Source organism: Halarchaeum acidiphilum MH1-52-1, from assembly GCF_000474235.1.
Taxonomy (GTDB): domain Archaea; phylum Halobacteriota; class Halobacteria; order Halobacteriales; family Halobacteriaceae; genus Halarchaeum; species Halarchaeum acidiphilum.
In genome coordinates, this window is the sequence record NZ_BATA01000006.1 from 14,881 (window position 1) to 37,714 (window position 22,834).

17 protein-coding genes, 1 tRNA gene and 1 pseudogene are annotated in these 22,834 nt (G+C 67.4%); 2 read left to right on the forward strand and 17 right to left on the reverse strand.

What is annotated here, in order from left to right; translation table 11 throughout:
• Positions 1-114: 114 nt before the first annotated feature.
• The 6 genes and pseudogenes from rpsJ to AOZ13_RS02100 form a co-directional block, all read right to left on the reverse strand.
• A complete protein-coding gene (gene rpsJ, locus AOZ13_RS02075) occupies positions 115-423 on the reverse strand; it encodes a 30S ribosomal protein S10 (RefSeq protein ID WP_020221555.1) in 309 nt (102 codons plus the stop codon).
• Between the two features lie 3 nt (positions 424-426).
• Positions 427-1,691, reverse strand: a pseudogene (tuf, locus tag AOZ13_RS02080) (translation elongation factor EF-1 subunit alpha).
• A gap of 134 nt (positions 1,692-1,825) precedes the next feature.
• Positions 1,826-2,776 (reverse strand): homoserine dehydrogenase, encoded by a 951-nt coding sequence (locus AOZ13_RS02085; RefSeq protein ID WP_020221558.1) that lies wholly within the window; start codon positions 2,774-2,776, stop codon positions 1,826-1,828.
• Positions 2,773-3,330, reverse strand: a complete 558-nt coding sequence (locus AOZ13_RS02090) for a hypothetical protein (RefSeq protein ID WP_020221559.1) — start codon at positions 3,328-3,330, stop codon at positions 2,773-2,775. The genes AOZ13_RS02085 and AOZ13_RS02090 overlap by 4 nt, the downstream gene beginning before the upstream one ends.
• 155 nt (positions 3,331-3,485) lie before the next feature.
• Positions 3,486-4,376: a M48 family metallopeptidase gene (locus tag AOZ13_RS02095; RefSeq protein WP_021779679.1), complete on the reverse strand. Its 891-nt coding sequence runs from the start codon at positions 4,374-4,376 to the stop codon at positions 3,486-3,488.
• Positions 4,377-4,605: 229 nt separating this feature from the next.
• Entirely contained in the window at positions 4,606-6,792 is a 2,187-nt protein-coding gene (locus tag AOZ13_RS02100; protein WP_020220809.1) for an elongation factor EF-2, read from the reverse strand.
• Between the two features lie 177 nt (positions 6,793-6,969).
• On the opposite strand from AOZ13_RS02100, the gene AOZ13_RS02105 reads away from it, so the two are divergent.
• Positions 6,970-7,740: a DUF5781 family protein gene (locus AOZ13_RS02105; protein WP_020220808.1), complete on the forward strand. Its 771-nt coding sequence runs from the start codon at positions 6,970-6,972 to the stop codon at positions 7,738-7,740.
• 76 nt (positions 7,741-7,816) lie between these two features.
• Here the strand turns inward: AOZ13_RS02105 and AOZ13_RS02110 are convergent, their stop codons facing one another.
• The 9 genes from AOZ13_RS02110 to AOZ13_RS02150 form a co-directional block, all read right to left on the reverse strand.
• The gene (locus AOZ13_RS02110; protein ID WP_020220807.1) at positions 7,817-8,428 is read right to left on the reverse strand and encodes a 30S ribosomal protein S7; all 612 of its coding nucleotides are present in this window, start codon (positions 8,426-8,428) and stop codon (positions 7,817-7,819) included.
• Positions 8,428-8,856: a 30S ribosomal protein S12 gene (locus AOZ13_RS02115; protein ID WP_020220806.1), complete on the reverse strand. Its 429-nt coding sequence runs from the start codon at positions 8,854-8,856 to the stop codon at positions 8,428-8,430. Before AOZ13_RS02115 ends, AOZ13_RS02110 begins: the two co-directional genes overlap by 1 nt.
• A gap of 57 nt (positions 8,857-8,913) precedes the next feature.
• A complete protein-coding gene (locus AOZ13_RS02120; protein ID WP_020220805.1) occupies positions 8,914-9,798 on the reverse strand; it encodes a mechanosensitive ion channel family protein in 885 nt (294 codons plus the stop codon).
• 117 nt (positions 9,799-9,915) lie between these two features.
• Entirely contained in the window at positions 9,916-10,341 is a 426-nt protein-coding gene (locus AOZ13_RS02125) for a NusA-like transcription termination signal-binding factor (protein ID WP_020220804.1), read from the reverse strand.
• 2 nt (positions 10,342-10,343) lie between these two features.
• Positions 10,344-13,004 carry a DNA-directed RNA polymerase subunit A'' gene (locus tag AOZ13_RS02130; RefSeq protein WP_020220803.1) on the reverse strand — a complete coding sequence of 887 codons (2,661 nt, stop codon included), beginning with the start codon at positions 13,002-13,004 and terminating at the stop codon, positions 10,344-10,346.
• Positions 13,005-15,938: a DNA-directed RNA polymerase subunit A' gene (locus AOZ13_RS02135; protein WP_021779682.1), complete on the reverse strand. Its 2,934-nt coding sequence runs from the start codon at positions 15,936-15,938 to the stop codon at positions 13,005-13,007.
• 3 nt (positions 15,939-15,941) lie between these two features.
• Positions 15,942-17,768, reverse strand: a complete 1,827-nt coding sequence (gene rpoB, locus AOZ13_RS02140) for a DNA-directed RNA polymerase subunit B (protein ID WP_020220801.1) — start codon at positions 17,766-17,768, stop codon at positions 15,942-15,944.
• Between the two features lie 3 nt (positions 17,769-17,771).
• Positions 17,772-19,337, reverse strand: coding sequence for a DNA-directed RNA polymerase subunit B'' (locus AOZ13_RS02145; RefSeq protein ID WP_020220800.1), 1,566 nt, complete (start codon positions 19,335-19,337; stop codon positions 17,772-17,774).
• Entirely contained in the window at positions 19,337-19,564 is a 228-nt protein-coding gene (locus AOZ13_RS02150; RefSeq protein ID WP_020220799.1) for a DNA-directed RNA polymerase subunit H, read from the reverse strand. The genes AOZ13_RS02145 and AOZ13_RS02150 overlap by 1 nt, the downstream gene beginning before the upstream one ends.
• Before the next feature lie 219 nt (positions 19,565-19,783).
• On the opposite strand from AOZ13_RS02150, the gene AOZ13_RS02155 reads away from it, so the two are divergent.
• A tRNA-Asp gene (locus AOZ13_RS02155) sits at positions 19,784-19,856 on the forward strand.
• Between the two features lie 199 nt (positions 19,857-20,055).
• On the opposite strand, the gene artA is transcribed toward AOZ13_RS02155, so the two are convergent.
• Both artA and AOZ13_RS02165 read right to left on the reverse strand, forming a co-directional pair.
• A complete protein-coding gene (gene artA, locus AOZ13_RS02160) occupies positions 20,056-20,961 on the reverse strand; it encodes an archaeosortase A (protein WP_020220798.1) in 906 nt (301 codons plus the stop codon).
• A gap of 176 nt (positions 20,962-21,137) precedes the next feature.
• Complete coding sequence (locus AOZ13_RS02165) at positions 21,138-22,808, reverse strand: COG1361 S-layer family protein (RefSeq protein WP_020220797.1); 1,671 nt, start codon at positions 22,806-22,808, stop codon at positions 21,138-21,140.
• Positions 22,809-22,834 lie beyond the last annotated feature (26 nt).

Consider the following 22,834-nt stretch of genomic DNA (forward strand, 5'->3'; position numbering starts at 1 on the left):
TTTGTACCTTGTGTTTCGATCCGACCGATGACGGGATGGCGGCGTCGCTATCCGACGTGAGAAACGTGGAGAATCGAAGGGGGCGCGTTCGAGCGCGCCGGATCGCCGCTCGACTCAGTCTTCGAGGACGATCTCGATCGAGACGTTGTTCGGGACCTGAATGCGCATGAGCTGGCGGAGCGCGCGTTCGTCGGCGTCGATGTCGATGAGACGCTTGTGGACGCGCATCTCCCAGTGCTCCCACGTCGCCGTCCCCTCACCGTCGGGGGACTTGCGCGCGGGGACCTCGAGGGTCTTGGTGGGCAGCGGGACCGGCCCGCTCAGGCTGACACCCGTCTTGTCCGCGATCTCGCGGACGTCGTCGCAGATGTCGTCGAGATCCGAGGGGCTGACGCCCGCGAGCCGAACTCGTGCCTGCTGCATTCGTTAGGCCTCGTTGACGTCGAGGACCTTGCCGGCCGCGATGGTCTGACCCATGTCGCGGACAGCGAAGGAGCCGAGCTCCGGGATCTCGGAGGACGGCTCGATGCTGAGGGGCTTCTGCGGGCGGACGGTGACGACCGCGGCGTCGCCGGACTGGATGAAGTCCGGGTTCTCCTCGGCGACCTCGCCGGAGGACGGGTCCATCTTCTTGTCGATGGACTCGATCGTGCACGCGACCTGCGCCGTGTGGGCGTGGAAGACCGGCGTGTACCCGGCCGTGATGACGGACGGGTGCTGCATGACGACGACCTGCGCCGTGAACGTCTCGGCGACGCTCGGCGGCTCGTCGGAGGGACCACAGACGTCACCGCGACGAATGTCGTCCTTGCCGATCCCGCGGACGTTGAACCCGACGTTGTCACCGGGCTCGGCCTTCGGGACCTCCTCGTGGTGCATCTCGATGGTCTTGACCTCGCCACCGACGTCAGACGGCTGGAAGCTGACGTTGTCGCCCGTGTTCATCGTCCCGGTCTCGATCCGTCCGACGGGGACGGTACCGATGCCGGAGATGGTGTAGACGTCCTGAATCGGGAGGCGAAGCGGCGCGTCCGTCGGCGGCTCCGGCACCGGCAGCTCGTTGAGGGACTCGAGGAGGGTCTCGCCGTCGTACCACGGCGTGTTCTCCGAGTGCTCGGAGACGTTGTCGCCCTCGAAGGCGGACGTCGGGATGAAGGAGGCGTCGTCCGTGTTGAACTGGACCTGCTTGAGGAGGTCCTCCACGTCGGAGAGACCTGCTCGTAGGTGGACTCCTCGTAGTCGACGACGTCCATCTTGTTGACGGCGACGATGAGCTCGTCGATGCCCAGCGTGCGGGCGAGGAAGACGTGCTCACGGGTCTGGGGCGCGACGCCGTCGTCGGCTGCGACGACGAGGACGGCGTTGTCGGCCTGCGAGGCGCCCGTGATCATGTTCTTCACGAAGTCGCGGTGGCCCGGACAGTCGACGATGGTGAAGTAGTACTCGTCGGTGTCGAACTCCTGATGGGCGATGTCGATGGTGACACCACGCTCGCGTTCCTCGGCGAGGTTGTCCATGACGTAGGCGAACTCGAAGCCGCCCTTGCCCTTCTCCTCGGCTTCCTCGCGGTGCTGCTCGATGACGTGCTCGGGCACGCTCCCGGTCTCGAAGAGGAGCCGCCCGACCATCGTACTCTTCCCGTGGTCGACGTGGCCGATGACGGCCAGGTTCTGGTGTGGTTTGTCGCTCATGGTCAGGTATCGCGCTGAACGCGCGCTCTGTGCAACGTATTCGCCAGTTACGTGTAAAACGGTTTCGAAAGGCGACGCCCTTGTCGCGGTCTCACGCGCCCGAATACTGGCACCTCGTACCGTGGGTCTGGCTTTCAGGGCGCGGGGAGGCGACCGACGTCAGCGAGCACCGCACTCGCCGTCTCCGGACCGCCCGCGCCGCGACCGCTAATGTTCAGCTGGCCCGCGTTCGTCGTCTCCAACTGGATGATGTTCTGCGTGCCCGTGACGGCGAGCGTGTCGTTCTCCGTGACGAGTCGCGGACCGACTCGAACGCCGCCGTCCGCCCGCACTTCGCCGATGAGCCGGACCGTCCGGCCGTCCTCGGCGGCGATTTCGAGCGCGCTCGTCGGGATGTCGCGGATCCCCTGCACGTCGACGTCGTCGAGCGAGTAGCCGCCGCCGTGGAGGACGTTGGCGAGGATGGCGCACTTCAGCGCGGCGTCCGTCCCGTCGACGTCGAACGACGGATCCGCCTCGGCGACCCCGAGGTCTTGGGCCTCCGCTAAGACGTGCTCGTAGCCGAGCCCTTCGGCCGCCATCCGCGTGAGGACGAAGTTCGCCGTCCCGTTCAGCACGCCGCGCGCGGCCGTGACGTGCGACGGGTCCATTCCCTCGATGGTGGCGATCGCCGGGATCGCCCCGCCGACGGTCGCCTCGAAGCGCACCGCGCCCGCGCTCGCGTCCGCGAGGGCCATCACGTCGTCGTAGCGCTCCGCGACCGGTCCCTTGTTCGCGAGCACGACGTGTCGGTCGCGTTCGAGCGCCGCCTCGACGTGCTCGAATCCCGGATGGGCGTCGCCGAGCGTCGTCGGCGTCGCCTCGACCAGACAGTCGTAGTCGGTCCCGAGCGCGTCCGCGGGATCGGCCTCTCCGACGGTGCCGACGCGCTCCTTGTGATCGAGCGCCGCCGCGACGTCGATGCTGTCGGCGTCCACGACCGCGCCCGCGGAGTCCGCGAAGGCCGTCACCGCGTGGCCGTACTCCGCGGCGAGTTCGACGACGCTTCGTCCGACCGCACCCGCGCCCATCACGGCGAGCCTCACGCGTCGGCCCCCACGAGCGGCTCGACGACCTGTAAGTCCTTCCCGGCCGCGACGTCACGGACGCAGTCGAGCGTCGCGTCCACGGATCCCTCGGTGGTGGCGAGTCGGAGACGCGCGCTCGACACGTCGTCCGCGCCCCGCTCGTCCATCAACGAGAAGTCCACGACCGACGCCGAGGCGCACGACTCGATCCGCGAGAGCGTATCGGAGAGGTCCGTCCCGACGAGCGCGCCGGTGAGCAAGACGGACACCTGCTCGCCGTAGGCTTCCGCGCCAGCCTGAATGACGTTGACGCCCGATTCGCGCAACGCGCCGACGATCGACTCGAACTGTCGCGGCGTACACTCCAGATCGACCTCGACGGGGATGTGACCGCGCGGCGTCAACGAGCCCCGCTCGTGGAAGACGCTGAGGAGGTTCCCGCCGTTCTCCGCGATGGGGTGCAGCGCGCTCAGCAGTTCGCCGGGTTCGTCGACGAGTTCGAGTCGAACCGTGTGCGCCTGCCGCTCGTCGTCCTCTCCGTCGGTAACGCCGTCGGGATCGGTCTCGCTCACGAGCGATCACCCCGGACGCCCCACTCGGTTGTCGTCGGGGCGACACGATAGGGTGGTTTCACGTCGCACCGACCGATCGCGGGCGTGTCCGCGTACATACAACGTCGAAGGCCCGCGTCGCGTTATAATCCTTCGGCACGGACGCGACGCCCCCGTCAGCGCCGCTCCATCTCGCGCTCCAGCGACGCGAGCACGGCGACCCGGTCGGCGGTCGGCGGGTGGGTGGCGAGCACGCCCGCGAACCGCTCGCGGAGGCCGGCGAACGCGTTCGCGTACGTCGCCTCGCGTTCACCGTCGGGACCGAGCGTCACCGGGCCGTCGGCGGGCCCGGCGAGCGGCGTCACGGAGAACCGGGCGAGGAGACCGAGGGATTCCCGGAAGTCCTCGTCGGGCGGTGCGGCGCCGTCGAGCGTCCGGAGCGCCGCCGCGAGTGCCGCCGGGTCGCCCGTGATGGCGACGGCGCCCCGGTCGGCCGCGAACTCGCGGGTCCGCGAGAGCCCACGGACGAGCACTGCACCGACGACGCGGAAGACGCCCGCGACGGCGTAGCACAGCACCGTGAGCAGGCCGAGGAAAGCAGCGTACGGGTGACCGCCGCCGCGGTCAGCGAGGTCCGCCCACTGGCGGTCGGCGAACGACTGGACGGTCGCCGCGACGGCCGCCGGGAACGACGCGACGGTCGTCACCGCGACGTCGCGGTGTTTCACGTGGCTCACCTCGTGGGCGAGCACCGCGGCGACCTCGTCGTCGTCGAGGGCGTCGAGCAGCCCGGTCGAGACGACGACCGTCGCGTCGGTCGATCGGACGCCGACAGTGTAGGCGAGCGGCGCGGCCGTCTCCGCGACCCGGAGGTCGGGGGGTGCTGTGTCCGCGCTCTGGCAGACACGGGTGAGGATGGCGCGGAGGCGTCCGTCGGCGTTCCGGTCGCGGGTCGCCGGGCGGACCGCGTCGGGCCGCTCGACGAGGCGGTCGGGCAGCCGGTACGCGAGCGCTCCGAGGGTTCCGAGCGCGGCCACCGCGAGCGCGGCGGCGACCGGCGTCCGCACTCCGTGGGGGCGGCGCCGGCGACGCAGAGAGCGTACGCGAGCGCGAACGCGAGTGCGAGCAGCGCCAGCGAGACGACGAGGACGCCGCAGAGCGTGATCGCCATCCGGAACTGGAGGCCGCGATCGGGGGACCACTCCATGCGCCGAGGAGACGGGACGGCTACTTGACGGTTGGGCCGACGGCCGCCCCGCTAGACGGCGCGGAAAAACGGAGAGCGGCGGAGTCGCGTTAGAAGTAGTCGATCGCTTCGGGGAGTTCCGTCTTCATCCCCTTGCGCTCGCGGATCTCGCCGATGATCTCGCGCTGCATGTTGTCGGAGAGGACGCGGAAGCCGGCGTTCTCCGTGTTCCACGACGCGCGCCCCTCGGTGGCGGAGCGGATGTCGCTGGAGAAGCCGATCATCTCGTCGACGGGCGCGATACCCTCGACGACCATGAGGTCACCCTCCTGATACATGTCGTCGACGCGGCCGCGGCGTCCCTGAATCTCGCCGCTCGCCGCGCCCATGTGCTCGGTCGGAACGTCGATGCGGACGTCCTGAATCGGCTCGAGGAGTCGGATCTCCGCGTCGATGAGCGCGTTGTGGACGGCCTGCCGAACCGCGGGGATGACCTGCGCGGGACCGCGGTGGATGGCGTCCTCGTGGAGCCGCGCGTCGTGCAGGCGGATCAGCGCGCCCTGCACCGGCTCGGCGGCGAGCGGGCCGTCGTCGAGCGCCTCCTCGAGACCCTCGATGACGAGTTCCATCGTCTCGTTGAGGTGCTGGATCCCCTTCGTGTCGTCGATGAAGACGTTCGTGTTGTGGATCTCCTCGACCTCCTGCGAGGTGTCCTTGTCCATGCCGGCCTCTTGGAGGGCCTCGCGGCGCTCCTGCTCGGGCATGTCCATCGAGACCTCGCCGAGCTTGATCTGCTCGACGATCTCCTCACCGAGCGGCTCGACCGTGATGTAGAAGCGGTTGTGCCGGTTCGGCGACCGACCCTCGACCTCGCGGGAGTCCTGCGTCGGCGCCTCGCGGTAGACGACGATCGGCTCACCGGTGTTGACCGGGATCCCCTGATTGCGCTCGATGCGCTGGGTGATGACTTCGAGGTGGAGTTCGCCCTGTCCGCTGATGAGGTGCTCGCCCGTGTCCTCGTTGATCTCGATGCGGATCGTCGGGTCCTCCTTTGCGACCTGCTGGAGCGTCTCGATGAGCTTCGGCAGGTCGTCCATGTTCTTCGCCTCGACGGACTTCGTGATGACCGGCTCCGAGATGTGCTCGATGGACTCGAACGGCGTCATCTCGGCGCTGGAGACGGTGGAACCCGCGATGGCGTCCTTCAGGCCGGTGACGGCGGCGATGTTGCCGGCGGGGACGTGCTCGACCTCCTCGCGCTCACCGCCCATGTAGATCCCGACGGACTGGACGCGGTTCTTGCTCGCGGTGCCCGAGACGTAGAGGTCCTGCCCCTTCTCCAGCGTGCCGGAGAAGACGCGACCCGCGGCGATCTCGCCCGCGTGCGGATCGACACCGATGTCCGTGACCATGAGGACGACCTCGCCATCCTCGTCGACGAGACGCATGTTCTCCGCGATGTCGGAGTCGTCGTCACCGCGCCAGATGCGCGGGATACGACGGGGCTGGGCCTCGATGGGGTCCGGGAAGTGCTCGGCGACCATGTCGAGGACGACGTCCGAGAGCGGCGTGCGCTCGTGGAGTTCTTGGCGCTGGTCGTTGCGCTCGAGATCGATGATGTCGCCGAAGTCGATGCCGGTGCGCTGCATCGACGGCATCGAGACGCCCCACTTGTAGAGCGCGGAGCCGAACGCGACGGTGCCGTCCTCGACGGAGACCGTCCAGTCCTCGATGTCGTCCATCTCCTCGGTCATCCCGCGGATGAGCTCGTTGACGTCGCCGATGACGTCGAGCAGGCGCTGCTGCATCTCCTCGGGACCCTCCTGCAGTTCGCTGATGAGGCGGTCGACCTTGTTGATGAACAGCGCCGGCTTGACGCCCTCGCGGAGCGCCTGCCGGACGACGGTCTCCGTCTGGGGCATCGCGCCCTCGACGGCGTCGACCACGACGAGCGCCCCGTCGACCGCGCGCATCGCGCGCGTCACGTCGCCACCGAAGTCGACGTGGCCCGGCGTGTCGATGAGGTTGACGAGGTGGTCGTCGCCCTCGTACTCGTGGGTCATGGAGACGTTCGCGGCGTCGATGGTGATACCGCGCTCCTGCTCGTCCTCCTCGGTGTCCATCGCGAGCTGCTCGCCCGCGGTCTCGTCCGAGATCATGCCCGCACCAGCGAGCAGATTGTCGGTGAGGGTGGTCTTCCCGTGGTCGACGTGGGCGGCGATGGCGATGTTCCGGATCTGCTCCGGCTCGTCCATCAGCCGCTCACACTGTTCGACGATCTTCTTGCGTCGGCCCATTATGCTCGTGTGTACCGCCAGCGGGTTGAAAAGGGTAGTGTTTCCGTCTCCGCGCGTGAGGCGGCGACACACGGCCCGTTCCACGGCGCCGGGATGCCCCACGCCGGCCCGCCGCACGCGACGCCGCTCGCCGCGGGCGCAAGAGTCAACCCCGTCGATGTCGTGCTAACGGCACACATGGATGTACGGGTCCACGGTTCCGTCCCCGCCGGGCCGTTCCTCGGCGCGCGGGACCTCTTCGAACACCAGTACGAGGTCGAGAAACCGGTGCACGTCCGCGTCCGCGAGGACCCCGACGAGCGGACGTGGGCCGGCCACTACGACGACCGGCACGTGCTCAACATCTCGCGGCGCGCCGCGACGTCCGTGATGGCGCGCGAACTCGCGCTCCACGAGTACGCCCACATGGCCCGCTACGAGGACGAGCACGTCTCGCACACGATGGGACTCTCCGAGGTCCTCTTCCTCGCCCTCCCCGGCCGCCGCGTCGAGCGCCACGTCCTCCGGCAGTGCGAGCAGCTCGCCAACCACGCGAAGGACATCTACGCCGACGACATCACGCTCGACGTCGCCCCGACGGACAGGCTCCTCACCTTCCTCGAATCGCAGCTCGCCGCTGCCGTCGCCGAGCGCCCGCCCACCGAGACCGAGCCCGCGGGCGGCTACCGGCTCACCGCCGTCGCCGACCCCGAGCTGACCGCGGTGAACGCCGCGTTCGCGCTCGCCCTCCTCGAACGCCACGACGCCGTCCCCGACGACCACCGCATCTACGAGTTCGCCGACCTCGCCGACGCGGACGCCCCCGGCATCGACGTCGCGTGGTTCAAAGAGCGGTTCCGGACGCTCGCGCGCGACCCCGACGAGTCCGCCCACCGACACGCGCTCGTCGATCTCGTGCGCACGTACGTCGACGGCCACGAGACGACGACCGGCCCGGCCGCGGACTGACCGGCCGGTGGCATCGCTACGCGAGGTGAGAAACGAGAGAATCGAAAGGTGAAACGAGAGAGAAGCGAATTCGGAGTTAGCGGGCCGCGGCGGCGACGCGTTCCTTCTCCTCCTTCTGGGAGATGGCGTACGTCTGGAGATCGTAATCGGCGGCGCCGATGAGCTGGCTCGCGAGCGCTTCGGACGCGGACGTCGGCGTCTTGAACGAGTCGGAGTGGGCGCCGTCGGCGAGGAACTTCAGCGCCTGATCGACGCGGCGCTGAGGCGCGACGTCGACGGCTTTTGGCACACTGATGCCACCGTACTTCAGGCGGACGGTCTCCTCGCGGGGCGCGGCGTTCTCGACCGCGGTGACGAGGACCTGCACCGGGTTCTCCTCGGTGCGCTCGTGAACGAGGTCGAAGGCCTCGCGGACGATCTTGAGCGCCTGCTGCTTCTTGCCCGCGTTCTGGCCGGTCTTCATCAGGCGGTTGGTGAGCCGCTCGACGATGGAGATCTGGCTCTTCTGGAACTGCTTGGAGGCGTGACGACCCATCGTGTGCGCGATGGGCGTCGCGGTGATGTAGCGCTTCGTCGACGGGTCGGCGTAACTGATCTCCGAGACGTCCCAGACGCCGAAGAGGTCGGCCTCACTCGACTCCTCGCCGCCGGCGGGCGTCTCGGGTTCGGGGGCTTCTTCCGTGGACATTATCGGACAGGCTTCTCCGCGTTACCGCGAACGAGCTCGATGAGCGAGACACCGTTGACCTTCTCGACCTTGTAGTTCACACCCGAGAGGTCACCCATGGCGCGACCCTTCGCGCCACCGATCCCGGCGATCGTGACCTCGTCGTGCTCGTCGATGAAGGAGATGGCACCGTCACCGGGACAGAACGCGGTGACCTGCTTGCCGTTCTTGATCAGCTGAACCCGGACGCATTTCCGGATGGCGGAGTTGGGCTGCTTGGCCTCGATCCCGACCTTCTCCAGCACGATACCGCGTCCTTGGGGCGCACCCTCGAGGGGGTCGGACTTCTCCGAAAGCCCCCGCTCCCGACGCGCGTAGTCGGAGTCGGACCACCGGTGGGTCTGGCGGTCCTTCTTGAGTTTGCGCGCGGCGTACTTGCCGTTCGGCATACGCACGAATTCCCCGTGCAACTACTTAAGCCCGGTCTTTCGCCGACGTCCGTGTCGCTACGGCACACGGGTTCCGTCGTCCACTCCATCGGACGCCGCGTCCGCGAGCGCGACACGCCCGGAGAGTTCCGTCTGACTCGGCGGATTGAGCGTCAGGTCGTGCTCGGCGTAGACGTCGGTGACGCGCCGGACGTACGCCGACCTGACGTCCGCGATCGGCGTCTCCGTCGGGTCTCCCACCCAGTAACGCGCGACGACGTCGATGGACGACGACCCGAACCCCGACGCCCGCACGGTCGGTCCCGGGTCCGCGAGGATGCGATCGTCCGCTTCGGCCGCCTCCCGGGCCAGCCGGAGCGCCATCCCGACATCGGCGTCGTAGCGCACGCCGAACGTCTCCGAGACGCGGTAGTGCTCGCCCGCGTAGGGCGCGACCAGCGCGTTCGACGTCAGCTGCGAGTTCGGGACCGTGATCGTCTCGCCCGCCGCAGTTCGAACCCGCGTCACGCGAAAGTCGACCTTCTCGACCGTGCCCTCGGTGGCGTTCCACTGGATGTAGTCCCCGACGTGGAAGTCCGGATCGGCGACGAGGAAGACGCCGCTGACGAGGTTCCCGATGACGTCCTGTCCGGCGACCCCGAGCGCGAGCGTCGCCGCCGCGATCACGAGCGCCGACCCTTGGAACGCCTTGCCGAACCCGGCGGCCGCCGTCGCCAGCACGATCGCGACCGCGGCGAGGCCCACCCGCGCGTAGAGGTCGGTCGCGTCCACGAGCGTCTGATTCTCCCGGTTGCGCGCCCGCACGACGCGCACGAGCGGCGGCACGACGAGGATCCGGCCGACGACGTAGACGGCGAGCGCGATGACGACGAAGAGGACACACTGCACGAGGAGACCGTGGTACGACGCGGCCGCCGAAGCGAGTCGATCGAGGACGCTCACGCGGACACCCCCATCATACGCCGACGTGCGGCGGCGCGCCACAAGAACGTGGGGGCCCGATCGATGATCACGGGAGACGACGCCGCACCCGCCGGCGGGCGCGACGAGAGAAGCGCGCTACGTGAGCTGGATGTCGTCCACGTCGAAGTGGCGTTTCGCCAGCGTCTTCGCCATCTCGATGTTCCGACCCGACTCGCCGATGGCGACGCCGCGATCCTCGTGAGCGACCTCCGCGTACGCGACCGTGTCGTCGTTCTCGCTAATCGTGACGTTGTAGACGGCGGCGGGACTGAGCGCGTGTGCGACGAACCCCTCCGCGGAGGGGGCGTCCTCGACGAGTTCGACGTCGCGACCGAGGTCGCCTTCGAGGCGCTGGACGTTCTCGCCACCGCGTCCGATCGCCCGGGACATCTCGCCGGCCTTCACGACGAACACCACGCGGTCGCGCTCGTCGTCGACGACGCAGTCGACAGCGGTCGCGTCCGTGGCGTCCTCGAAGGCGGCGATGTACCGGCGCGCTTCGTCGCTGAGGGTGACCGTCACGCTCAGTCGCTCGTGGTACCCATGCGGAGGTCGACGTCACCGGTGCCGAGGCGGACCGGCTTCCCCACGATGACGTTCTCGATGATGCCATCGAGGTCGTCGGCCTCACCGTAGATGGCGGCGTCGAGGAGGTGGTTCACCGTCACCTCGAACGCGGCCCGCGCGAGCACGGAGTCCTTGTTCCCGGAGATACCGTGCCGACCGATGGACTGGATGGTCCCGTCGTTCGTCATGATGTCCGCGACGAGCATCAGGTGGCGGATGTTCACGTCGTCGAGACCCTGCTCTTCGAGCGTCGTCATCGTCTCGTCGATGATGGCCTCGCGGGCCGCCTCGATGCCGAGGGTCTTGTGGACCTCGTGGATGTTGTTACACGTCGTCCGCGAGGCGTCAACGCCCTCGATCTTGAGCGTCTTCTTGAACGCCGACCCCTCGGTGTAGAGGACGAACTCCTCGCCCTGCTCGGTCTCCTCCTTGCGGATGACGACGCGGCTGATGTCCTCGATGCCCTTGAACGTGATCTCGCGCAGCTGCTCGACGAGCTGCAAGAGCTCGCGGTAGCTGGGCTCCTCGGGACCGAACTCGAGGACGGTGCCGTTCTGCCTGACCGTCACGCCGAGGTTGTCCTGAATGATGTCGGCGATCTCGCCGGCGATCTCCGTCGTGCTCTCGACGGTCGGCCACCGCTCGGCGAGGGTGTCCTCGTTGAGATCGATGGAGACGATCATGTCGGCGACGTTCGTCGAGATGTCGCCGAGCGCGAGGATCTTCGTCGCCTCGATGTTCCAGACGACCTCGTGGGCGCGCTCGCGATCCGTCGCGTACTCGTCCTCGAGGTGGACGGTCATCATCGGCGTGTCCGGGTTCTTCCGGGCGTCCACGAGCTCGATGAGCCGCGGGAGGCCCTGCGTGACGTCGATCTCCGCGACGCCCGCGTAGTGGAAGGTGTTCATCGTGTTGTGCGTCACGACGCCCTGCGCGGTCGTGAACGTCTCCAATCCGGCGACCGAGAAGTCGTAGACGTACTCGTGGTCGGGCTCGACGGCCTCGATGGATTCGATGCGCTCCCAGACGACGTCGCCCTCGACCGCGCGTTCGAGCGCGTCGAGCTCCGGCGGCCGCTCATCGGCCGTCGACGCGATCTTGTCGACGAGTCGGGCGAGTCGAGTTCGACCGATCCGCTGACGCTTCGTCGCGCTGTTCACCTGACGGGCAGGGATTCCGGCCGCGGACGCGGCGTCGGCGAGCGCGTCGCCGAAGTTCGGAATCTGATCGGTCGCGTCCGGCCCGTCGGCCTCGACGGAGTCCGCGAGTTCGGCGAGTGCGTCACCGCGTTCGCCGGGGACGTCGAGTGCCGCATCGGCGGCCGGGACGCACTTCTTCGGGACGCGAAGCGTCCGGGAGCCGTCCTGTTCTCCCAGCGTTCCGTAGACGCCGAGGCGCGCGAACAGGAGTGCGACGCCCTCGGTGAGGCGTTCACTCGTCGAGCTCGTTCGAATCGCGTTCCGGCCGACGTTCCCGTCGCCACCCACGTAGCCCGCGAGAATCCCGCGGACGAACGCGTCAGGCGCACCGAACGCGAACCCGGGAACGACCTTCTGGCCGTCCTCGACGCACGTCTCGCGGAGGAAGTCCGCGAGCACGGTGCCGTTGACGCGGATATCGTAGCCGGTAGCGAACCCACTCGTGTTCTCGTACTCGTTCACCGAGAGGTCGAAGCGCTCTGCGAACGCGCGAACGCGTTCTTGGAACGCGGTGTCCACGTTCGAGACCGAGACGTAGCCATCGGCGTGTGACCCCTCTGCGAGCCACGCGCCGACGAAGAAGCCGGTCCCTTCATCGAGCGGGAACTGCTCTGGGAGCCCGACCGTACCACCGACCGGGTACGCCGTCTCCTCGGCGAGATCACCGCGGTCGAGAGCCGCACGCTTGTTCGCGACCTGCTCGTCGCTCGCGGGGAACGACGCCGCACCGCCGTCGGTGAGCGCGGACGTGAACCAGTAGTCCTCGCTGGAAAGGTGTTCGCGGAGGTCGACGTACTCCGGCGCGTCCGTGGCGCCCAAGTCTTTGACGACCGGGAGCCAGTCACCGGTATCGAGGTCATCGCCCGAGACCGGCACGACGTCGTTGTCACGTCGTGTGACGAACGAGTGTGCGCGCGTCGCGCGGATCGTCCGCCCGGATTCGAGCGTGAACGCGAGGAGGTCGTCCGGCGTGTCGTGGCGGCTGACTTCCTCGACTGATTTCCACTCGACACCCTCGTCGGCGCGAAGGCTCGGCACCTCGAGGTCGTCTGGTGCGAGCGCGACCTCGTGGTCGTCGAGCGTGCGGGACTCCCGAGTCGCGAGCACGTCGTCGACGAGTTCGCCGATCTCGACGACGTCCGTCTCGCCGCGCCGGCGAACGAGCACGCGCTCGTCGTGCGGGACGCTCATCTGCGTTCCCGGCTCACCGATGGACTGCGCGCTCACGGTGCCGACGGGGTCGAGCGGATCGACCCGCGAACTCGTGTACTGGGCCTCGACGGCCTTCGCGATGTAGTTGGCGTTCTGCGTATCGACGCCGTCGCGGGCCTCGATGGTGTCGTACACGTCCTCCTTGAGCCGGCGCGGGAGGTCCGTGTCCTCCACGACGGCTTCGATGTCGTCTGTGATCTCGGTCATTCAGTCGTCACCCTCGGCTCGGGGTTGGTCCTCCATCGTCCACGACTCGCCGTGCTCGGAGAGGTTCGTCGGCGGTTCGCGCTCGCCGATGAACTCCTCGAGTTCGGCCTCGCTCTTGAACTCGGATTCGAGGACGCGGTCGGCGATGCTCTCGACGTCGATGTCGGCCTCCTCGCCGGAGGCGACGCGGACGGGACTGGTCCCGTCCTCGCCGAACTCGAACTGGACGATGGTGTCCGAGGTGTCCCTCACAGTACCGTCGTACTGCGTCTCGAGTTCGGTGAGCGCGTTGATGAGCCGCCGCTGGAGGTAGCCGGACTTCGAGGTCCGGACCGCCGTGTCGACGAGGCCCTCGCGGCCACCCATCGCGTGGAAGAAGAACTCCTTCGGGTTGAGACCCGACGTGTAGGAGCTCTCGACGAAGCCGTGCGCCTCCGCGGAGAGGTCGTCCGGCTTGTAGTGGCTGAGCGTGCGGTCCTCGTAGCCGCGATTGATGCGCTCGCCGCGCACGGCCTGCTGGCCGACACAGCCGGCCATCTGCGTGAGGTTCAGCATCGACCCACGCGCCCCGGACTCGGCCATGACGACCGCCGGGTTCGTGTCGTCGAAGTGGTCGCCCGCGATGTCGCCCGCGGAGTCGCGGGCCTTCCCGAGCGTCTGCATGATCTTCATTTCGAGGGTCTCATCGACCGTCCGGCCGGGCAGGCTCTCGAGATCGCCGGCCTCGTAGGAGTCGATGAGTTCCTCGACGCGGTCGTAGGCGTTCCCGATCGCGTCGTCGATGCGCTCCTGCGCCTCCGCCGAGATGGACTCGTCGTCGATCCCGATGGAGAACCCGAAGTGCATGATGGCGCGCATCGCGAGCGCCGCGACCTCGTTGATGAAGATGCGAGCGCGCGTCGAGCCGTACACCTTCATGATGGTGTCGACGATGTCGCTGCCGAACTCGCCGACGCCGTCCTCGTCGATGGTGCCCTCGATCAGCTGGCCGTCCTCGATGACGACGTCCTCACCCGTGCTCGACTTGAACTCGAGATTGAGGTCGTCCGGCAGCAGCTCGCTGAACAGCGTGTAGCCGGTCCAGTACGCCGCGCCGTCGTCGTCGGTGCCGTCCGCGGGCGGGAGCTCGTCGATCCGGGTCTGGCGAAGCAGGTCGAGCGCCTGCGTCTCGTTGAACTGCGGGTTGTCGTGCGTCAGGAGGTACATCCCGGAGATGTGGTCCTGAATCGCGCCGATGATGTTCTCACCGAAGCGCGGGCTGAGGATCTGCTCCTGCACGCGCATGAGGACGCGCGCTTCCGCGCGCGCCTCCTCGTTCTGGAGGGCGTGCATGTTCATCTCGTCGCCGTCGAAGTCGGCGTTGTACGGCGGACAGACGACGGTGTTCAGCCGGAAGGTCTTGTACGGCATCACCACGACCTCGTGGGCCATGATGGACATCCGGTGCAGGCTGGGCTGTCGGTTGAAGATCACGATGTCGCCGTCGATGAGGTGGCGCTGGACCTCCCAGCCCGTCTCGATGCGCTCGGCGAGCTCCTCGCAGACCTTCTCGGTGACGCGCACGCGCCGACCGTCCGGTCGCTTCACGTAGTTCGCGCCGGGGTGGCCCTCGGGACCATTGCGGACGTACTGGCGCGCGCGCTCGATGTTCTGCTCGTTGACGACCATCGTCTGCGTCATCTCGCGCGCGACGCGCTCGGGGACGCCGACCTCGTTCAGGGAGAGCGTCGGGTCCGGGCTGATGACGGTCCGCGCGGAGAAGTTCACGCGCTTCCCCGACAGGCTGCCGCGGAAGCGGCCCTCCTTGCCCTTCAGGCGCTGGGAGAGCGTCTTCAGCGGGCGCCCGGAGCGGTGGCGCGCGGGCGGCGTCCCGCTGATCTCGTTGTCCATGAACGTCGTGACGTGGTACTGCAACAGCTCCCAGAGGTCCTCGATGATCAGCTGGGGGGCGCCCGCCTCGCGGTTCTCCATGAACCGCTGATTGATGCGGATGATGTCCACCAGTTTGTGCGTCAGGTCGTCCTCGGAGCGCTGGCCGTTGTCGAGCGTGATCGACGGCCGCGCCGTGACGGGCGGCACCGGGAGGACGGTGAGGATCATCCACTCGGGACGCGACTTCTCCGCGTCGACGCCGAGCACTTCGAGATCGTCGTCCGGGATGTCCTCGAACCAGTCCCGGATGTCGCTCGGCATCAGCTTGTTCATGTCCTCGGTCGTGAGTTCCGCGCCGATGGCCTTCTCGACGGCCTTCCGGTCGTCCTCGCGCGGGCGGAACTCGCCGGAGAGGATCTCGTTGATCCGCGAGATGTCGATGTCCGTCTCCTCGGCGAGCGCCTGCGGGCTGATGCCCGCGTCGTCCTCGTCGGGATCGGGCTGCATCGCGGACGCGATGCGCTCCGAGTAGTCCGAGGCGAGGACCTGCTGGACCTCGTAGTACGTCGTCGGCTTCTCGTGTTTGACGTCGTACTGGGACTCCCCGCAGTACGGACAGTTGGACTTCTTGCGCGCCTCGCGGATGGCGGCCTTCGTGACGTCCGAGACGTCCTGTCGCAGCCCGCGCGTCCGTTCGAGGTCGGCGCTGTACTCCTCCATCTCCTCCTCGGTGAGGAGGAGGCGAGAACAGCTCCGACAGGTGCCGCGCAGGAGACGCCGAATGAGCTTCGAGAACCCGACGTGGATGACGGGCGCGGCGAGTTCGATGTGACCGAAGTGGCCGTTACACGACCCGCTGCGGTTCCCGCAGGTCTTGCACTCGAGGCCGGGGTCGATGACGCCCAGACGCGGGTCCATCAGTCCCATGTCGATTGGGAACCCGTCGTCGTCGTAGGTGTCGGCCGTGATGACCTTCGTCGCGCTCATCTCGCGGTACTCCTCCGGATCCATCAGCCCGAAGCTGATCTCCCCGATCTCCTTTGGTGACTGGCCTGTTGACATGTGTTAGACGGCGTCCTTGAGTTCGAGGCGCGGCGCGATGCCGAGCGCCTTCATCTCGTCGAGCAGGAGCTTGAACGCGTAGCTCATCTCGATGTTGTGCACGTCGGTCTCCTCCCCGCAGTTCGGGCAGTAGACGCGACGCTGTTCTCTGTTCTCCACGGCGGTCATCCCGCAGTTCCCGCAGATGTGGACGTACTCCTGATCGGAGGATTCGAGCAGGCGCTCTTTGAGCACCATCGCCGCGCCGTGCCCGATGACGGTGTCGCGCTCCATCTCCCCGAGGCGCAGGCCACCCTCGCGGGCGCGCCCCTCGGTCGGCTGGCGCGTGAGCACCTGCACAGGTCCCTTCGAACGGGCGTGCACCTTGTTCGAGACCATGTGGTAGAGCTTGTGGTAGAAGATGTTCCCCACGAAGATCTGGGCCTCGATCTTCTCGCCGGAGACGCCCGAGTAGAGCTGTTCCTTCCCGGAGGAGTCGAAGCCGTGGGCCTCGAGCGTGCCGCGGATCTCCTCCTCGTCCTCGCCGGTGAAGGCGGTGCCGTCGACGCTGCGGCCGTCGAGCGCGCCGGCCTTCCCGCCGAGCATCTCCAGCACGTGACCGACCGTCATCCGCGACGGCAGCGCGTGCGGGTTCACGATCAGGTCGGGTACGACGCCCTCCTCGGTGAACGGCATGTCCTCGTGCGGCGCGAGGTGGCCGATGACGCCCTTCTGGCCGTGCCGGGACGCGAACTTGTCGCCGAGTTCCGGGACGCGCTCGTCGCGCACCGAGACCTTCGCGAGCTTGCTGCCGTCCTCGCCCTCCATGACAGTCACCGTGTCGACGACGCCGTCCTCGCCCGAACGCATCGTCACGGACGTCTCGCGGCGCTTCTGCGGGCTCAGCCCCGCCATGTCGTCCGGCTCTTCGAGGAATCTGGGGGGACTGGTCTTTCCGAGCAGGACGGAGTTCTCGTCCACTTGCGTCTCGGGATTGACCATCCCGTCCTCGTCGAGGTGCGTGTACGCGTCCTCGCCGCGCGAGCCGCGGACGTCCTCGCCGGGGACCTCGAAGCGGTCCTCCTGTCCACCGGGGTAGCGGCGTTCCTCACCCTCGTAGGTGCGGAAGAAGTGCGAGCGGCCGAGCGCGCGCTCGACCGACCCCTTGTTCATGACGAGAGCGTCCTCGATGTTGAACCCCTCGTAGGACATGACGGCGACCGTGAAGTTCTGCCCCGCGGGGCGGTCGTCGTAGCCGATCTGCTCGGTGGTCTGGGTGTTGACCATCGCCGCCTGCGGGTAGTGCATGATGTGCTGGCGGGTGTCCGGGCGGATCCGGTAGTTCGCCGCGGGCAGCCCCAGACTCTGCTTCATCATCCCCGCGCCCATCGTGATACGCGGCGAGGCGTTGTGCTCGGGGTAGGGGACCATCCCGGCGCCGATGCCGAAGATGAGCTGCGGGTCGATCTCGAGGTGGGTGTGGTCGTCGGTGAGTTCGTCCTCGTCGACGGCGACGAGGATGTCCTCTTCCTCCTCGGCGTCGATGTACTCGACCTTCCCCTCCTCGACGAGATCCTCGAACTCCATCTCGCCGTTCTGCACGGCCTCGACGTCGGATTCGTCGGCGATCGTCTCGCCGTCCTCGACGACGAGCAGCGGGCGCCGGGCGCGACCGGCGTCCGCGTTCACGATGACTTCGCGGGTACGGTCTTTCACCGAGACGTTCACCATCTCGGAGACGTCGCCGCGTCGGCGGGATTCACGGATCTGATCGGCGAGCTCGTAGGGATCCGGGTGGGTCCCGACGAGGCTCCCGTTGACGTAGACTTTCGCGTCTCGTGCCTGACTCATGTGTTAGTCGTCCGCGGGCGCGTCGTTCTCGTGTTGCAGACCGGGCACTCCCTCCACGCCCATCGAGGAGAGTTCGGTTTTCAGGTCCTGTTCGTCGTCCACGTTCTGTGAGAGCTCCATCGCCTGCGCGAAGTTCTTCACGAGCCCGCAGTTCGGTCCCTCCGGCGTCTCGGAGGGACAGATGCGACCCCACTGGGTCGCGTGCAGGTCACGCGCCTCGAAGTGGGGCTGCGAACGGGAGAGCGGGCTGCGCAGCCGCCGGAGGTGGGAGAGAACGCCCATGTGGTCCGTCCGATCGACGAGCTGGGAGACCCCAGAGCGCCCGCCGACCCAGTTCCCCGTCGCGATCGGGTGTTCGAGGCGCTCGGTCAGCACGTCCGAGCGGACCACCGTGTTCACGGTGAGCTGCCGGTTGCGCATGTTCGCGCGTTCGAGCTGGTACTTCACGTCGCGCGCGAGCTTGTTCAGCGCGGTCCGGAAGAGGTCCTTCATGAGGTCGCCGCTGACCTTCAGGCGCTTGTTGGCGTAGTGGTCCTTGTCGTCGGATTCGCGCCGATCGAGCGCGAGCTCGAAGCACGCCTCGGCCATCCGGCAGAGGTAGTACGCCTTGTTGATCCGCGTCTCCTCGTCCTCGACGCCCTCCTCGTGGAGGTGCGGGAGGAGGTAGCGGTCGATGACGTAGTTCGCGCGCTTGAGCTGGTAGTCCTTGCCCTGCCCGGAGGCGACGCGTTTCCCGAGCGTCTCGATGGCCTCCGCCTCCGTCTGGACGTCGGCCTCCTCCAAGTTCTCCAGCATGAACTTCACGATCTCCGGGTCGTCGCTGACCCGGTGGACGATCTCCTCGTCCGATTCGAGGCCGAGCGCCCGCACGAGCGTCACGAAGTTGATCGATCCCGAGACGGACGGGAACGAGACCTCGAGGATGCCCGAGCGGTTGCGCTCGCAGAGCACGAGCGCGCGGTAGCCGCGGCGCTGGCTGAACGTCTTTGCGACCTGAATCTCGTCGCCGTACTTCGTGTCGTACTCGGCGAGGATCTTGTTCGGCGCGAGGTCCTCCGAGGTCATCAGCACGCGCTCGGAGCCGTTGACGATGAAATACCCGCCGGGGTCGGCGGGGTCCTCGCCGATGTCGACGAGTTCCTCATCTGAGAAGTCCGCGATGTTGCACTTCGAGGAGCCGACCATGATCGGCATCCGGCCGACCTTCGTCTCGGTCGTGTCGAGGACCGTCTCCTCTTCTTCCTCCCCCCCGCGGACGATGCTCATCTCCATGAACACGGGCGCGGAGTAGGTGATGTTGCGCAGGCGGGCCTCCTGCGGGTAGAGCAACTCCTCGGAGCCGTCGGCCTCGCGGACGCGCGGCGTCGTCACGCGGACGTCGCCGAGTTCCACGAAGACCGGCTCCTGATCCTCCTTGTCACCGATGTCCGTCTCGATGCGTTCTTTCTCGGTGACGACGTCCTGCATGCCCCGCTCGAGGAACGCGTTGAACGAGCGGTAGTGGTGTTCGGCGAGCCGTTCCTTCGAGAAGTACGCTCTCGACAGCTGTCGTCGGTCTTGCTGTTGCATTATTCGATGACCAGTCGGTACACGATGGCTTCGTCCGTGGTTCGGGAGTCGCGCACGACCTTCACGACGTCGCCGGTCTCGGCGTCGTCGGGAAGCGCGGGATCGCGGCGTTTGATCTTCGGAAGCGACGTCCGCTCGACGTCGTACTCCTCAAGGACGTCCTCTACCTCGTCCTCCGGCAGGACGGTATGGTCGGGCACGAGTTCGTGTTGGCTTTCATCTACCATGGGTGCACCTGGGTGGGGGCAGAAGCGGCTCTCACGAGATACTACAGTACCTTTTACGTCCGCGGAGGTTAAGTCTTGCCAACTCCGCACGCGTATGGGGCCTCGTCCCGGTGTCGATCGCGACGAACCCAGCCCGATAGCTCTGTGAACACGTACCTCGGAGGGGGGCAGAAAGAAAGTCTTAATTAGTTCACCCGGCTACGAAGAGATGCGTTCGAAGCCCGGATGGTGTAGTGGCCCATCATACGACCCTGTCACGGTCGTGACGCGGGTTCAAATCCCGCTCCGGGCGCTTTCTCAGCGACCTAATCCGTGAGTGACCGCTCTGCGTGTCACGAACGAGTCGTGAGCGGACGACGCGTAGAGTGAGCCGTCCGCTTTCACCTTCCCGAACGCGTCCATCTTGACGAGCGACGCCTCTCCGTGGCGCTGTGGTGTCCAGTTCGGGAGTCGAGCGTTCCGCGTCGTGGGGAGCGTGGACTCCTCGCCCCTCAGTCGGCGCGTCCGGCGACGTCGTACTCCGTCCCGGTCGCGAGGTAGAGGAGGTCTCGGACCACGGTCCCTAGCTCGGGCAGCACGCGGAGCAGGACGATCGTGAGCGCGACGAGCGCGACGACGGAGAGCGACTGTGCGATGACGCGGTCGGCGATGTAGTAGGAGGTGACGCCGCTCTGCGTGGGGCTGAAGACGATCGCGACGATCCGATGGGCGAGCGGCCCGTCGAACCACTGGTTCCCGTGCGCCATCGCGATGAAGGAGACGCGGACGACGTTCAGGGCGTAGATGACGGGGACGGCGATGCCGAGACCGAGGAGGCGCCGGCGCAGCGGCGCGCGCAGCGCGATGATGACGCCGGCGACGAGCGAGATGCTGCCGATCCCGGTGCAGGCGAGGAGGACTTCGAGGAGGTAGCGATGCCCGTCGACGACGTAGACGAACGCGTGGGGGAAGCCGGTGTGCGAGGACTCCATCGTCGGGCCGGTGAGGACCCGCGGGTGATAGCCGAGGGCGTTCTGGAGCCACGCACTCTCGCGCGCCGTCGCGGCGATCAGCGCCCGCCCGACGCCGTCGATCGTGAGCACCGGGAGGTAGATGATCCCCATCGCGGCGACGGCGCGCGAGAGGATCATGAGCGATGGCCGCGTGCCGTAGACGAGGTACGCGACGTAGAGCGATCCCGGGACGGCGGCCGCGACGAGTATCGTCTCGATGACGCTCTTCTGCGCGAACCAGAAGTGCGGGACGAGGAGCGCCCAGAAGACGCCGAACAGGACCCACGAGACGGCGGCGACGGAGCGCGCGGCGCGCGCGTAGTCGTCACGCGTCGCGAGGACGGCGCTCGCGGCGAACAGCCCGACGACGATCCACGCGAGCGCATCGGTCGTTTCGAGCGCCATGTGCCTCGGGTTGGGTGTTCGCGAGTATATGGATAACGGTCGAACGCGTTCGAAGCGCGGCGGATCTCCGCGACCGGCGAGAGACGAGGAGCCGAGAGGAAGGAAAGCGGGGGACGTGAGTCAGGAGATGGCGAGAAGGGAAGGGCGAGAGAGGAGAAACGGCGGCTATCGAGTCGCTATTCCTCGTCGGGCGAGCGGCGCTTCCAGATGAAGGCGCCGAGGAGAATCCCGATCAGGATGATCGCGCCGCCACCGATCGGCAGGAGCGGGAGCGAGGAGCTCTGCGCGATATCGATCGGCACGGTGTACGACGTCGTCGTCCGCGTCACGCCGTTCGGCTGGTCGTAGTTGACCACGACGTCGAGCGGATACGTCGTCCCGCCGGACGCCCCGGAGGCGCTCACGGCGTACGTCACGGTCTGCGACTCGCCGGGCTTGAGCGTCTTGATGACGCCCGTCCGGTAGTTGCTCTCGATCGGCCGCTCGAAGTACTGGCTGTCGAAGACGATGCTCGGCTTGACGTTGTGGAGCGTCGTATCGCCGGTGTTCGTCACCTCGAAGGTGAGCTTGCTCCAGTCGGAGTCCTTCGGCGTGTCGCCACGGGTGCCGGACGCGATCGTGCCGACCTGCGTGACGTTGAACAGGGACTCGTGCGAGCCGACGTCGGCGTGGACCTCGTGGACGTCGCTCGTGTACGGGTCGTCCTGTTCGTTGTCGTAGTGGACCGCCAGCTCGACGGGGAGCGAACTCGCGTTCGCGGTCTTCGGGACCGTCCCCCCGTCGAAGGAGAAGGACGCGCTCTCGCCGACGCCGAGATCCGGCAGCGCGTACGAGCGCTGATCGAAGGAGAGCGACGAGAGGTTGTTCTTAATGACGAGCGTCGCGTCGTGGACTGGCTCGGGACCGGTGTTCGTCACCGTCCCCGAAAGGGTCCCGTCACTGCGGCCGATTCGCAGCGTGCTCTGGACGTCGTTCACGCCGAATTTCTGCTCCGGCCGGGGACGGAACGTCGTGAGGAGACGGTTGGATTTCCGGGTGACGCCGTCCGCGTCGGCGAACGTGATGCCCACGGGGACGGAGTAGTTGTGGACGTCCGCGATGTCGTCCACGGCGGTGTCGTAGGTGACCGTCTTCGTCTCACCGGGCTCCCACTTGTCGACGGAGGCGCTCGCCGAGCGTCCGGACGAACCGAACGTGATGGCCTGCGTCTGCGAGGACACCTTCACGTCCGCGTTCGTCGCGACCTCGGAGCCGACGTTCTTGATCGAGACGCTGTACGTCCCGCGCTGATTGATGCGGGCGTCGGTCGAGTGATTCACGACCTTGAACTGCGCGCGGTCGCGGACGACGACCGGCACGTCGAACGTCACGTCGCGGGAGAAGTCCGTGTACCGCGGCTGCTCGGGTCCGTAGCGGACCTGCGCGGTGTAGTCGTACTTCGCGTGGACCGAGAGGTGGTACGTCCCGGGCTTCGTGCCCTCGGGGACGGTGATGTCGAGGGGGTACGGGCCGTTCGAGCCGTCCTTGACGTTGCCAGCGGGATAGTTCTTCGTGTGAACGGTGATCGGACTGCTCCCGCTCGAAATCGAGAGCTGTGTCGCGCGGGCGGTCTTCACGCGCTCCTCGTACTGGGCGTTCCCGCCCTGCAGGATGACGCCGTCGTTCTGCACGTAGAGCGGGAGCGTCGCCTCCGTCCCGGCCGTGAACTCGTTGTCGGTGACCGAGGCGTGGAGGTCGGGGTGGCCCGCCACGCTGTTGTTCGCGTCGACGGCGGAGACGGCGATCGGTGCGGCGCTCAAGAGGAGGAGCGCGAGGACTGCACTCGTGATGAGTCGTTCGTACTGCATTGGTGTGGTGTGTCTGTGTTGAGGTC